The organism is Pseudomonas sp. 58 R 12 (assembly GCF_900005865.1).
Lineage (GTDB): Bacteria > Pseudomonadota > Gammaproteobacteria > Pseudomonadales > Pseudomonadaceae > Aquipseudomonas > Aquipseudomonas tritici.
This window is the reverse complement of sequence record NZ_CVTP01000028.1, coordinates 462,156-475,850: the sequence shown is the minus strand read 5'-3', so window position 1 is coordinate 475,850 and position 13,695 is coordinate 462,156. Positions and strand designations below refer to the sequence as shown.

Sequence of the window (13,695 nt, the reverse complement as noted above, 5' to 3'; positions counted from 1 at the left end):
CGGCCCCATGAGCGGCTTGCCAGGGCTGAACTTCCCGACTTTCCACAGCATGAAAGCCAGCGTTCGCGCTGGCGGCCACACCGTCACCAACCCCGCCGAGCTCAACCCCGAGGGCGGCAGCAGGACCGACTGCATGCGCCGCGACATAGCAACGCTGATGGAGTGCGACACCGTGGCCACCCTGCCCGGCTGGGAAAATTCAAAGGGCGCCCGCCTGGAAGTCCTGATCGCAGAACGCCTCGGCATGACGGTTGTGAATGCCCAAAATCTGGTGACGAGCGCTAGTGAATCGGCGGCGCCGGCTCGGCCAAAGGGCTTTCAGGAGAGTTGAGAAAATCGCTCCAAGCCTCGAAGGCTTCATGGTGGCGCAGGGCGGCAGCGTCCCAACCAGCCCCAGCCACTTCCTTGGATGAAACCAGCTGCATCATCATGCTCGTCGCCGCATCTAGCTCGATCAAAAGGTGGTGGGACTTAAATCTGAAGTCATCTATTCCGCTCATAAATTCGCCTTGCGGCGGGTATTGCCGGAGGCCCCGGAATGTTCCCACCGAAGCAGTGACATCTAATTACATATGCGCATTCAAATAGAGCGATGAGCGGTCACGTGGACTACTCAGATATCGATCGAGGGAGCTTTGAAAACTTACGCGTATTCAGGGCTTTTTCCCTGGAGATAGTCCAGAGTTCTTTTGCTCTGGATATGCCCCATTCCATGGCTTGCGTCATTGTTTGGTCAGGCCGTGAGTCAAACGATTCCTCAAAAATCATAATTCCTTTCGGAGCGTATAACCCAAGAAACAGCTGCACAGCGCCTGTGCTTGAAGTCCGCACCTGAACGTTGACCTGAGCGCCGTCAGCAAGACGCTCATCTTTGGTTCGGCAATGAAGGTGCGGATTTGCCCAAGTCCAAAAGGTTCTACCGCGAGTAAACATTTCCGAGCCCCCCAAAGCGCTGGAGTATCTTCCTATTTCGCGGCTTTGAGTGCGATGTACCTATATATTTCTGCTTATCCCCTCTCCCTTCGCGCAGAGCTTTATACCGGCGTCAAGATGGATGAGCAGCGGGCGCTGCTACCAAACATCACCGACGTATACAGCCTAAACAGCACCACGATCCAACTGAGCGAGCCTCACAACCTAGATCCGAGGGCCCAACCCGGCGCGCAATCGTTCGGGTTGCCGCCGAAGTCTGCAAGGCACTCACCTAACTCCAATTCCCCTACATGCCTGCCGATGAGCGGTCTTACGGTAATTGGCTGTCAATCCAACGCTCAGCTGCAGCTATGGCCTCATCCAGCGCGGCAGGGTAGTCCGGCCAGGGTCCGATCAATTCGGCGGCAACCTCGCCCAATCCATCAATTGGCGCGGCCTCGATGATCTTCGCGGCAACCGGTGCCTCGTCGTTCGGACGTCGCCAATCGAACTTGAGAAACATCGTGTGACCCCGATAAGCGTGGGCAATTGGAACATCGAGGTGGTGTGACACGTGCCCTCCTGCTGACTGGGTGAGTTAAACGAAGTTGTACACCCGTACTCACGATCAGTGAATACGAGCAAAACGCTATCACTCTATCCCACTACATGCCTGCCGGTGAGCGGCGGGCGAGGTACGCCTATGCCGGAAACACAGAAAACACAGGAACCCTTTCAGCTCGACAAAGTGCCGGAGTCTCGGATGGCCGAGATCATCGGCACCACTAAGCGCGCACTGGAAGGCAAGCGCGACCGTCGCGTAATTCCTGAAGGCGTTTGGAACAAGATAGACGGCAGGATATTTTATAGCTTAAGGAGATATGAAGCATGGCTAGAAAGCCAATGGGCCTGCCCACAGGAGTTGAATTCGTTGGCCAGTCCGTTCGCATTCGCTTCACCTGGAGAGGCGAGCGACGCTGCGAGACTCTCGCACACCCACAAACCCCAAAAGGGATTAAAGCGGCAGCCGATCTACGCGATCAAGTAATAAGCCTGGCAAAGCATGGAGTTTTGGATGATCAGCGATACGCTGAGCTGTTCCCAAACTCCAGCTACATGCCCGTATCGCTGGTGATGACGTTCGGCGAGTACGCCCAGGCCTGGATTAATAGCTTGGAGATCGTACCAGGCACGCGCAGAAACTATCGCGCAACGATCAACACCTACTGGATGCCATGGCTTGGGCAGCTCCCGATCACGGCAATCACCACGATGGTGCTACGCAGGGTAATAAGTGAAACAGTTTGGGAAACACAGTCGATTAAACGCGAGTCGATAGCACGGGTCACTTCACTACTGAAGTCTGCCGTGCAAGATGAGCTGATCGATCGCAACCCGGCTGCGCCGATAAAGCTACCGAAGAAAGTAAAAAAGCAGGTAGACCCATTTTCTGGGGATGAAGCGGCTGCAATCATTGAGTGGATGTACACGAATTTTAAAAAGCCAGGCGTGCGGATATTTGCCGCCTATTTTGAATTTGCGTTCTTCAGCGGGCTGAGAACAGGAGAGATAGCGGCGTTGCGCTGGGATGAGATTGACATGGACGCGCGCACTGCACACGTCTGCCGGATCGTTGTAGATGGGGAAGTAGAGGAACGCACAAAAACGAAGTACGCGAGGGCAGTGATGCTTAATAGCCGAGCGTTGAATGCCCTGCGGCAAGCCAAGCAAATCGCCGATGATCGATTGCTACAGCGTCGGAGAATCAAGACGACATCGCAGTACGTGTTTCCGCCATCGGGTGGATCCGAATTCATTTGCCGGCCATCCCAGACTGGCGACCAGTTCAGCAAGGCGTTGACGGCGCTTGATCTACGACATAGACCGCAGTACAACTGCCGACACACGTATGCCACCATGTGTCTAATGGCGGGCATGAATCCTGCGTTTATCGCCGGCCAGCTTGGCCACAGCATCCAAGTTTTGCTGACGACTTACGCAAAATGGCTATCGTCAAGCACTGACTGGTCAGAAGTTGGAAAGCTTGAGCAAGCGATGATTGGTACAAAATCGGTACAAGCCTAACCAATCAGCGGCTTAGAGCCTTTATTTAAAGGCTCTCTATCACTTTGTGATCCATACTCCTAAAATGTAACGGCATTTATCAAAAACCCGTTCCCCAACGGCATTTCCTTACTTTTTAGCGAGTTCATCCGCGTGAAAATTCGTCTCTCTATTGTCAGCCTATTTTTTGCTTTCACAGGCACCTTCGCGCAAGCAGCCGAAACCACCCAGGCTCCGCGTGATACCTCCAAGCTGCAGATCGCTTCAGGCAGCGCCATGCTGGTGGACCTGCAGACCAATAAGGTCATCTATTCCAGCAACCCCGACGTGGTGGTGCCCATTGCCTCGGTGAGCAAGCTGATGACCGGCCTGATCGTGCTCGAAGCCAAGCAGAACATGGATGAGTACATCGATATCAATATCAAGGACACACCGGAAATGAAAGGTGTGTTCTCCCGCGTGAAAATCGGCAGCGAAATGCCGCGCAAAGAGATGTTGCTGATCGCCCTGATGTCGTCAGAAAACCGCGCCGCCGCCAGCCTGGCCCACCACTACCCAGGCGGCTATCCAGCGTTTATCGCGGCGATGAACGCCAAGGCCAAAGCGCTGGGCATGACCAGCACCCACTACGTCGAGCCTACTGGCCTGTCGATTCATAACGTGTCCACCGCCCGTGACCTGAGCAAATTGCTGGCCGCCGCGCGCCACTACCCGCTGCTCAGCCAACTGAGTACCACCAAGGAAAAGACCGTTTCGTTCCGCAAACCCAACTATACCCTGGGTTTCTCCAACACCGATCACCTGATCAACCGCGCCAACTGGGACATCAAGCTGACCAAGACCGGCTTCACCAACCAGGCCGGCCACTGCCTGGTGCTGGTGACCAGCATGGGTAACCGCCCGGTGTCGTTGGTGATCCTGGATGCCTTCGGCAAATTCACGCACTTTGCCGATGCCAGCCGGATTCGTAATTGGGTTGAAACCGGTAAGAGCGGCTCGGTGCCGGATGTGGCATTGCGCTACAAGGCGGACAAGAACCTGAAGAACCGTCCTAACGCTGCGGAAGTGCGTCGCTAAACAACAGTTCTAATGTGGGAGCGGGCTTGCTCGCGAATACGGTGAATCAGTCGCCAAATGCATTGACTGACACTCCGCTTTCGCGAGCAAGCCCGCTCCCACACTGGATCTTCGGTGTATTCCTTACTTGCGTTCCGCCAACACTTTAAGGGCCTGCGCCGCCGCCCGTTCCTGCCCCGCCTGGGCCGTTGCATTAGCCGACTCCCGCCAGCGTTGCGCATCCACATTGGCCGGCAACTGGCTTGGACGCTGGGTGAGGACTGCCCAACTCCCCGCATTCTTCCACTTCGATTCAAAGTCGCTGAAGCTCATCAACAGGCGCCGGTCCATCCCGGAGCGCAGCAGCACGGTGCTTTTCTGCTGATTGAACCCGACCACGACCACATAATGCGCGTCAGACCACACCCCGCCGCCAATTCGCGCCATCACCGGGTAACCCGCCGCCACCTGCGCCAGCACCGCCGTCAGCTCCGCATCCAGCGGATAGACCATCAGCCCGTATTCACGCGCCAGCACCTGCATGTTGCGTTCAAGGTCTGCTTCAGCGCCCGGTAAACGCAGCGGCTTATCCAGCAAGCCCGGTGTCATGACAATGCCTTGTTGCGACAGCATGCTGGCTAACGCCGTAGGACCGCTCTGATAAGCCTCGCTGCGAAAAGTCGGCACGCCATTGAGCTCGACGCGCTCCGGCAGGCCCGCCAGCCTCGATGGGGTTGCAGAACAGGCCGCAAGCCCCAGGGCACAGGCGAGCAACACGGATGTTTTAAGGTTCGACCGTAACCGCAATGTTCTTCTCTCTTGATCAACCGCCGGTGAGGGCCCTGATCATAGGACGCTCTGCCACGCGGGTATAGCCCGCAGGCTTAGTAAAGGGAGTGGATAGAGCAAAGAAGTTGGACAGACACGACCATTGGTCAATAGCAGGCAACCGCCAGCTAGCTAGACTGTCCCTTGAGAAGACTGTGTGTGCCCCGAACGGGGCGAAAGGAGGCCCGAATGAGCCTTGCAACAACGATTTTCCTGTTGATCTGCGGCTGGCTGGCGGTAGCCGGCGCCATGTTGTGGGGGGTGTTGCGCATTACCCGCCGGCACCATCACCCCCACGCCAAACCCGCCAAGCCTCATAAGGCAGCGGTGCATCACGCCTAGCCAGGCATGCAATTGAAATCCTGAGTCGCCGCGACTTCCTTGCCGTGGCCATCCTCCAGGGATGCGCGCACGGTCGTGCCCAGGCTGGATTCCACCAAGGTGTAGTGCTCACCCGCCTTGAAGTCCTTGTACTCGACCCGACCCTGGCAGTCCTGCTGGTTGTCGTCGCCTGGTTCTTCCTCGAATAACGTCACATCCAGGCGATGATCTCCCGGCGTCACTTCAAAAAAACGCCCGTCATCCACGCGTTTTCCATCCACTCGCTCAGCCATCAGGTCGTTCGGCGCTTCTTCCTTCAAGCCGATCCAGGCTTCGCTCGGGTCGGCTTTTGGAATGGGACCGGCGCAGGCCGATAACAGCAGCACAGCACCGAGGGCGGGAATCAACAACAGGGGTTTGAGTGACATGGCAGGGCTCCAAAGAAAGACGATATGTCCGATGGGTTACAAGCTTGGTGAGCGCGCCTGTTTAGAACAAATGAATACATATGAAACGATCTTCAGCCCTTACCTAAATGTTCCTTCACCTGGCTGAAAGGTGCGTGTTAGGTGGGTCGGGCAAGACTGCCGGGGTTTGCAATCCTGCTCCTTTGGAGGTTCACGCATGCTCGGGCTGGTAAAGACCGCACTGCAAAAGCCGTACACGTTTATCGTGTTGGCCATATTCATCTGCATCATCGGGCCAATGGCGGCCCTGCGTACCCCCACTGACGTTTTCCCGGATATCGGCATCCCTGTGGTAGCGGTGGTGTGGCAGTACAACGGCCTGTCGCCGGACGCCATGGCCGGCCGGGTGATTTACACCTACGAACGCTCCCTGAGTACCACCGTCAACGACATCGAACACATCGAATCGCAATCGCTGCCCGGCATGGGCATCGTCAAGATCTTCTTCCAGCCCGGCGTGGATATCCGCACCGCCAACGCTCAGGTGACGGCAGTTTCTCAAACCGTACTCAAGCAGATGCCACCGGGCATCACGCCGCCGCTGATCCTCAACTACAGTGCCTCCACGGTGCCGATCCTGCAGATGGCATTCTCCAGCCCGAGCCTCTCGGAGGCGAAGATTCGCGACCTGGTGCAAAACAACATCCGCCTGCCTTTAAGCGCCCTGCCCGGCCTGGCGATGCCCACACCCATGGGAGGTAAACAACGCCAGATCACCCTCGACCTCGACCCGCAGGCGCTGGCCGCCAAAGAGCTGTCGGCCCAGGACGTGGGCAATGCACTCGCGTTGCAAAACCAGATCATCCCAGTGGGCACCGCCAAACTCGGTCCCAACGAATACACGATCCTGCTCAACAACAGCCCCAAGGCAATTGATGAACTCAACGATTTGCCAATCAAAACCGTCGACGGTGCGCTGATCACCATCGGCCAGGTGGCCCACGTACGTGATGGCTCGCCGCCGCAGACCAACATCGTACGCGTCGACGGCCACCGTGCGGTGCTGATGCCGGCGTTGAAAAACGGCAGCATCTCCACCCTGGAGATCATCGACGGCATCCGGCAGATGTTGCCGCGCATCAACGAAACGCTGCCGCCGTCGCTGAAGACTTCGCTGCTGGGCGACGCCTCGGTGTTCGTCAAACAGTCGGTGGGCAGCGTGGCCCAGGAAGGCATCATTGCCGCGCTGCTGACGAGCGCGATGATCCTGCTGTTCCTTGGCAGCTGGCGTTCGACGCTGATCATCGCGGCGTCGATTCCCCTGGCCGTACTCTCGGCCATCGCGCTGCTGGCGGTGTCCGGGCAAACCCTCAACGTGATGACCCTCGGCGGGCTGGCGTTAGCCGTGGGCATCCTGGTGGACGACGCCACGGTCACCATCGAAAACATCAACTGGCACCTGGAACAAGGCAAGGCGGTAAAAACCGCGATCCTCGACGGCGCCGCGCAGATCGTCGGCCCGGCGTTCGTCTCGCTGCTGTGCATCTGCATCGTGTTTGTGCCGATGTTCTTGCTGCAAGGCATCGCCGGCTACCTGTTCCGCCCGATGGCCCTGGCGGTCATCTTTGCCATGGCCAGTTCGTTCATCCTCTCGCGTACGTTGGTACCGACACTGGCGATGTTCCTGCTCAAGCCGCACATGCCGGAGCCAGGCGCGGGGCATCACCCGGAAGATGAATTCATCAATCATCACGAAGGTGAGCAGCACACGAAACAGCGCAACGCCCTGCTGCAATCGATGCTGAATTTCCAACAGGGGTTCGAGCGCCATTTCTCGAATAGCCGCGATACCTATTACGGCCTGCTGACCTTGGCGCTGGGCAATCGCAAACGCTTTATCGTCGGTTTCCTGGCCTGCGTACTCGCGTCATTCCTGCTGTTGCCTAGCCTGGGCCAGGACTTCTTCCCAGCCACCGACGCCGGTGCCCTCGCCCTTCACGTACGTTTACCACTGGGCACGCGCATCGAAGAAAGCGCCGCCGCTTTCGACCGCATCGAAGCGCGGATTCGTGAAGTGATTCCCGCCGAAGAACTCGACACCATTGTCGATAACATCGGCATCCCGCTGAGCGGCATCGACATGGCCTACAGCAGCAGCGGCACCATCGGCCCGCAGGATGGCGACATCCAGGTCACCTTGAAAAAAGACCACGCCCCCACCGCGGACTATGTGAAGAAACTGCGTGAAGCCTTGCCGCAAAGTTTTCCCGGCAGCCACTTTGCGTTCCTGCCGGCGGATATCAGCAGCCAGATCCTCAACTTTGGCGCGCCTGCCCCGCTGGACGTGAAGATCTCCGGGCGCAACGACGAAGAAAACCGCGCCTATGCGGTAGAACTGGAGCGCCGCCTGCAGCACGTCCCGGGCATCGCCGACCTGCGTATCCAACAGTCCACCGGCTACCCGTCCTTGCAGGTGAATGTCGACCGGATGCGCGCCAACGGCCTGGGCATCACGGAGCGTGACGTGACCAACAGCATGGTCGCCTCCCTCGCCGGCAGCTCCCAGGTGGCGCCGACCTTCTGGCTCAACCCGGCCAACGGCGTGTCCTATTCCATCGTTGCCGCGACCCCGCAATACCGCCTCGACAGCCTGCCGTCACTGGAAGCGCTGCCGGTAACGGGTGCTGGCGGCCAGTCGCAAATCCTCGGCGGCGTGGCAACCATCTCCCGCGTGCAGAGCCCGGCGGTGGTGACTCACTACAACATCGAACCGACCCTGGACTTGTACGCCAATGTCCAAGGCCGCGACCTCGGCGGCGTAGCCCGTGATGTGCAAAAAGTGCTGGATGACACCGCGTCGATGCGCCCCAAAGGCGCGGTGATCAGCCTGCACGGGCAGATCGATGCGTTGCATGAAGCGTTCAGCGGTTTGAGCGTCGGCCTGCTCGGTGCGGTGGTGCTGATCTACCTGCTGATCGTGGTCAACTTCCAGTCGTGGGCCGACCCGTTCGTGATCATCACCGCCTTGCCGGCGGCCCTGGCGGGGATCGTGTGGATGCTGTTCCTCAGCGGCACCTCGCTGTCGGTGCCCGCGTTGACCGGCGCAATCCTGTGCATGGGCGTCGCCACCGCAAACTCGATCCTGGTCGTGAGCTTCTGCCGCGAACGCCTGGCCGAACATGGTGATGCGCTGAAGGCCGCGCTGGAAGCGGGCTACACGCGCTTTCGCCCAGTGTGCATGACCGCCCTGGCGATGATCATCGGCATGCTGCCACTGGCGATCTCCGAGGAGCAGAACGCACCGCTCGGCCGTGCGGTGATCGGTGGCTTGATCTTCGCCACCGTCGCCACCCTGTTGTTTGTTCCCGTGGTCTTCAGCCTGGTCCACGGTCGTCACTCTACTCGCGCAGTTGCAGGAGTTCCCCCACATGTCGTCTGATCAAAAACCCTCGCGCAAGCGTCTGATGCTCATGGGTGTCGGCGGCCTGACCCTGGCCGCCCTGTTGGTCGCCAACGGCCTGCACGCCCGTACGCTGCACGAACAATCGGTTGCCGCCTGGACCGAGACTGCCGCCATCGCTCAAGTGAGGGTGGTCCAACCGCAACAGAACGCCGCCGGCGATACCCTGCGTTTGCCCGCGCATTTGGAAGCCTGGAGCAAGGCGCCGATTCACGCCCGGGTCAGCGGCTACCTGAAAGACTGGAAAGCCGACATCGGCACTCAAGTCAAGGCCGGGCAGGTCCTCGCCGAGATCGACAGCCCGGACCTGGACCAGCAACTGGCCCAAACCCACGCACGCCTAGTGCAGGAACAAGCCAACGCACGCCTGGCCAAAACCACCGCCACCCGCTGGCAAAACCTGCTCGCCAGCCACTCGGTATCACGCCAGGAGGCCGATGAAAAAACCTCCAATGCCGCCGCGGCCAAGGCCAACGCCGAAGCCGCCGCTGCCGACTACGCGAGGCTCACCGCGCTGGAAAGCTACAAGACCCTTCGTGCGCCATTCGCCGGCACCATCACCGCGCGCAACACCGATATCGGCCAGTTGATCAAAGCCGATACCGACAGTGATCCCGAGTTGTTCAACATTGCTGACACCCACCAGTTGCGCCTGTATGTGCCGGTGCCACAGAACTACGCGGCCGTCATCCATCCCGGCCTTGAAGCCGAACTGACAGTGCCCGAGCATCCTGGCGAACACTTCAAGGCCCGCCTGATCGGCGACTCCACCGCCATCGACCGCCGCTCCGGGACCCTGCTCGCGCAATTCGTGGCAGACAACCCCAAGGGCGAATTGCTGCCCGGTGATTACGCCGAAGCCACCCTGCCGATTCCGGTGGACACCCATGGCGTGAGCATCCCGGCCAGCGCGTTGATCTTCCGCGCCCAAGGCACGCAAGTGGCGGTGCTGGACGCGCAGAATCACGTGCACCTGCAGAACATCCACATCGGATTGGATTTGGGCGAACGCTTGGTGATCGACCAGGGCCTGAAACGCGCCGACCGTGTCGTCGACAACCCACCCGACGCCCTGCGTGAAGGCGACCCGGTGCAACTGGCCAACGCCTCGGGAGGTGCACATGTGCCCAAGGCTTAAACCTGTCGCAGCCCTGATACTGCTGGCGTTGCAAGGTTGCTCAATGGCGCCGACCTACACCGTGCCTTCGGTAAACCTCCCGACGGGCTACCGCGAACAGACCCGTGACGGCCCGTGGCACAGCGCTCAACCCTGCGACCAACTGGCGCCCGAATGGTGGAAACTCTACAACGACCCACACCTGAATGACCTGCAACAGCAACTGCTCAAGGCCAATCCGGACCTGGATGCAGCGCTGGCGCACTTCGATGCGTCCCAGGCGTACGCCAGCCAACTGCATGCCGGGTTGTTCCCGCAAATCACTGCCAGCGCGCAGCCGTTGCGGCAACGGCAATCGGACTCGCGACCGTTGCGGGGGACGACTCAGCCGTCCGTGTATAACAGCAACACCGCAGGTTTTTCATTGAGCTACGACCTGGACCTGTGGGGCAAAATCCGCAACCAGGTGGCGGCGGGTGATGCTCAGGCGCAAGCGTCCGGCGATGACTTGGCGGTGGCACGCTTGAGCCTGCAGCACCAGTTGGCGACGTTGTATGTGCAGCTCAATGGGCTGGATGCGCAGGCGCGAATTCTCAACCGTTCGCTGGACGATTTCAGCCAAGCGCTGCAATTGACCCGCAGCCGGTATGAAGGCCAGATTGCTTCTGAGCTGGACCTGACCCGCGCGCAGAATCAGTTGGCAGAAGCCAAGGCGCAATTGGATGAAGTGCGCGGCCAGCGCAACCTTACTGAGCATGCCATTGGTGAACTGGTGGGTGTCGCAGCCAGTGATTTTACGTTGCCGCCGAGCCAACAGTTGATCGCGTTACCGGGAATTCCTACGCAGTTACCCAGCCAGTTGCTGCAGCGCCGCCCGGATATTGCGGCGGCGGAACGGCGGGTGTTTGCGGCCAATGCGAATATCGGGGTGGCCAAGGCCGCGTGGTATCCGGATTTCAGCTTGACCGGGTTGGTTGGCGGGCAGACGCAAGGCGTCGGCAATCTGCTTTCGGCGGGCAATCGGTATTGGGCGCTGGGGCCGCTGGTCAACTTGCCGATCTTTGATGGCGGCCGCTTGAGCGCCAATGAACATCAAGCCAAAGCGGAGTTTGAAGAAGCCTCGGCGCAATACCGGAGCCGCGTACTGAAAGCGGTGCGCGAGGTCGAAGATAACCTGGCGCAGCTTCGGGACTTGCAACAGGAAGCCCAGGACGAACAGGCGGCGGCGGATGCCGCGCAACATACGCAATCGCTGGCGATGAACAGCTACCAAGCCGGGGCCGTGAGTTACCTGGATGTAGTGACCGCACAAACGGCAGCCTTGCAGGCACAACGAACATTGCAGGCGGTGCAGACCCGTCAGTTACAGGCAAGCGTGGGATTGGTCACCGCGCTCGGTGGGGGCTGGCAATCTGGCGACCGGCCTTTGCCCCAATCAACTTCGCCTGCCCATCCTTCTGCTTCCCCGTCCGCGCCTCAGTGATCAACCCTGGGATCAACTTGCCCTCGGGCAAGTTCTTCCAGAACCGGCTCGGCAAGTGCCCTTCCATCACCTTGGGGTTCAACCGCGCCGGGTTGAAGATGTGGCTGTAATAGGTCAGCCACATCGCACTGTGCGGATCCTCCACATTCTGCGCCAGCTGCCGCCACGCCTCGGGGCACTCGCGCTGATGAATAAGCTGCTCTCCGTCGTAGTACACCCCGTCCAGCGGCGTGGCGATCATCCAACGATGACGGCCCATGCGCCCGACGAAATGCTGGCTGGCGGATTTCAGAATGTCGTGTGCAGGCTCGTGCCAGGCCACATATTCCGGCAGCTCCGCCCCCGCCCCGGCGGGTAATGCGATAAACCGCACAAACGCATGCAGGTGGTGCGCCTCGCGGCTGACCTGTTTGATCCGCCGCTGCAACTCGCTACCCAGCTTGTCCCCCGCCAGCATCGCAGTACGATCGCCATGGCTCACACGCCACAACACTTCATACAGCAGGCTCCAGCGCTGGTCGCCGTGGTAGCAGGCGGCCGACTCCAGCAGATCCAACAACGCCTTGGGCACGCGCGTCTGGAACGGCCCGAGGCCTTCGGGAATGGACTGGTCGGTGGCAAACAGATCGGCTACCTCGGCCTCGCCCCAGCTCACCTGGCTGGGATCGACCTGATGGCTGAGCAGCCATCGCGCCTGGTCGCGCCAAGTGCTGAACAGGTTGTCGCATTCCAGGCTGATCATCCCCACAGCCCCATTTGCTGGGGTGCGGGGCGGTCGCGCAATTGTTCACGTAGCAGCACGCTGGTGCTTTCGGCCTGTTGCGGGTGATAGTCACTGGTGATGAAAAACGGCTTGGCCTTGGCCAGTACGCAGCGCATGCGCGCCAGGTCTTCGAAGCGGATCTTGCGTTCACGCCTCAGGTCCACCAGGCGCTGGGTGGTGCGCAGGCCAATGCCCGGAATGCGCGCAATCAAGGTCGGCTCGGCGCGGTTCAGGTCCAGGGGGAATACCTCGCGGTGTTCCAGGGCCCAGGCCAGCTTGGGGTCGATATCCAGGGCCAGGTGGCCGGGGCCTGCGAACAGTTCGTTGGCACTGAACCCGTAGCTGCGCAGCAGGAAATCGGCCTGGTACAAGCGATGCTCGCGCATCAGCGGTGGTGCAGCCAGGGGCACGCTCTTCGGGCTGTTGGGGATGGGGCTGAACGCCGAGTAATACACGCGCCGCAGCTTGAAATTGCCGTAAAGCGCTTCGGCACCGTGGAGGATGGTGCTGTCATCGGTGTCGTCGGCGCCGACGATCATTTGCGTACTCTGCCCTGCCGGGGCGAATCGCGGCGCGCGCGGCTCGTTGAGCACGGTCTGCTCGCCGGTGTAGATGGTCTGCATGGCCTGCTTGATCGAGACGATCTGTTTTTCCGGCGCCAGGGTTTGCAAGCTGGTCTCGGTAGGCAGTTCGATATTCACGCTCAGGCGGTCGGCATAACGCCCGGCTTCGGCGATCAGCGCCGGGTCCGCGTCGGGAATGGTCTTGAGGTGGATATAGCCGCGAAAGTCGTGCTCTTCGCGTAGAAGCTTGGCGACCCGCACCAACTGCTCCATGGTGTAGTCGGACGAACGGATGATGCCGGAGCTGAGAAACAGCCCGCTGACGCAATTGCGCCGGTAGAAGTCCAGGGTCAGGGTGACCACCTCCTCCGGGCTGAAACGCGCGCGGGGCACGTCGCTGGAGCGGCGGTTGACACAGTATTGGCAGTCGTAGAGACAGAAGTTGGTGAGCAACACCTTGAGCAATGACACGCATCGCCCATCGGGCGTATAGCTGTGGCAGATGCCCATGCCATCGGTGGAACCCAGCCCCGCCTTGCCCTCGGAGCTACGCTTGGGCGCGCCGCTGCTGGCGCACGACGCGTCGTACTTGGCGGCGTCGGCGAGGATGCTGAGTTTTTCGATCAACTGCATGGAGGGCTACCGATACTGGTTTTTTGTACAGTACCAGTAGCTCAACCATCACGCCAGTGCCGTCTGTAGGACAGAGATTTTGTGGCGA

11 protein-coding genes and 1 pseudogene are annotated in these 13,695 nt (G+C 59.9%); 7 read left to right on the top strand and 5 right to left on the bottom strand.

Going from position 1 to position 13,695, the window contains the following annotated elements; genetic code table 11:
- The first annotated feature begins 7 nt into the window (after window positions 1-7).
- Window positions 8-331 (top strand): DUF4406 domain-containing protein, encoded by a 324-nt coding sequence (locus BFP95_RS26555; protein WP_065910923.1) that lies wholly within the window; start codon window positions 8-10, stop codon window positions 329-331.
- Between the two features lie 912 nt (window positions 332-1,243).
- Here the strand turns inward: BFP95_RS26555 and BFP95_RS26550 are convergent.
- Window positions 1,244-1,486 carry a hypothetical protein gene (locus BFP95_RS26550; RefSeq protein ID WP_065910922.1) on the bottom strand — a complete coding sequence of 81 codons (243 nt, stop codon included), beginning with the start codon at window positions 1,484-1,486 and terminating at the stop codon, window positions 1,244-1,246.
- 314 nt (window positions 1,487-1,800) lie between these two features.
- Here BFP95_RS26550 and BFP95_RS26545 point away from each other — a divergent pair, with 314 nt between their 5' ends.
- Both BFP95_RS26545 and pbpG read left to right on the top strand, forming a co-directional pair.
- Entirely contained in the window at window positions 1,801-2,997 is a 1,197-nt protein-coding gene (locus BFP95_RS26545; RefSeq protein WP_065910921.1) for a tyrosine-type recombinase/integrase, read from the top strand.
- Between the two features lie 132 nt (window positions 2,998-3,129).
- On the top strand, window positions 3,130-4,053 hold the full coding sequence (gene pbpG / locus BFP95_RS26540; RefSeq protein WP_065876000.1) for a D-alanyl-D-alanine endopeptidase: 924 nt from the start codon (window positions 3,130-3,132) through the stop codon (window positions 4,051-4,053).
- 123 nt (window positions 4,054-4,176) lie between these two features.
- Here pbpG and BFP95_RS26535 read toward each other — a convergent pair whose 3' ends face one another.
- Window positions 4,177-4,839: a C39 family peptidase gene (locus BFP95_RS26535; protein ID WP_065875999.1), complete on the bottom strand. Its 663-nt coding sequence runs from the start codon at window positions 4,837-4,839 to the stop codon at window positions 4,177-4,179.
- Between the two features lie 210 nt (window positions 4,840-5,049).
- Here BFP95_RS26535 and BFP95_RS29855 point away from each other — a divergent pair, with 210 nt between their 5' ends.
- Window positions 5,050-5,202, top strand: coding sequence for a hypothetical protein (locus BFP95_RS29855; protein ID WP_175403023.1), 153 nt, complete (start codon window positions 5,050-5,052; stop codon window positions 5,200-5,202).
- Here the strand turns inward: BFP95_RS29855 and BFP95_RS26530 are convergent.
- Window positions 5,199-5,609 carry a PA0061/PA0062 family lipoprotein gene (locus BFP95_RS26530; protein WP_049712574.1) on the bottom strand — a complete coding sequence of 137 codons (411 nt, stop codon included), beginning with the start codon at window positions 5,607-5,609 and terminating at the stop codon, window positions 5,199-5,201. The two genes, BFP95_RS29855 and BFP95_RS26530, sit on opposite strands and share 4 nt — an antisense overlap.
- Before the next feature lie 196 nt (window positions 5,610-5,805).
- Here BFP95_RS26530 and BFP95_RS26525 point away from each other — a divergent pair, with 196 nt between their 5' ends.
- The 3 genes and pseudogenes from BFP95_RS26525 to BFP95_RS26515 form a co-directional block, all read left to right on the top strand.
- On the top strand, window positions 5,806-9,027 hold the full coding sequence (locus tag BFP95_RS26525; RefSeq protein ID WP_065910920.1) for an efflux RND transporter permease subunit: 3,222 nt from the start codon (window positions 5,806-5,808) through the stop codon (window positions 9,025-9,027).
- Entirely contained in the window at window positions 9,017-10,186 is a 1,170-nt protein-coding gene (locus tag BFP95_RS26520) for an efflux RND transporter periplasmic adaptor subunit (RefSeq protein ID WP_065910919.1), read from the top strand. The genes BFP95_RS26525 and BFP95_RS26520 overlap by 11 nt, the downstream gene beginning before the upstream one ends.
- A pseudogene (locus tag BFP95_RS26515) lies at window positions 10,170-11,582 on the top strand (efflux transporter outer membrane subunit); the annotation flags it as partial. The gene BFP95_RS26520 and the pseudogene BFP95_RS26515, both read left to right, overlap by 17 nt.
- Here BFP95_RS26515 and BFP95_RS26510 read toward each other — a convergent pair.
- Window positions 11,551-12,390 carry a TIGR03915 family putative DNA repair protein gene (locus BFP95_RS26510; protein WP_065910918.1) on the bottom strand — a complete coding sequence of 280 codons (840 nt, stop codon included), beginning with the start codon at window positions 12,388-12,390 and terminating at the stop codon, window positions 11,551-11,553. The pseudogene BFP95_RS26515 and the gene BFP95_RS26510 sit on opposite strands and share 32 nt — an antisense overlap.
- A complete protein-coding gene (locus tag BFP95_RS26505; RefSeq protein ID WP_065875995.1) occupies window positions 12,387-13,607 on the bottom strand; it encodes a putative DNA modification/repair radical SAM protein in 1,221 nt (406 codons plus the stop codon). The genes BFP95_RS26510 and BFP95_RS26505 overlap by 4 nt, the downstream gene beginning before the upstream one ends.
- Window positions 13,608-13,695 lie beyond the last annotated feature (88 nt).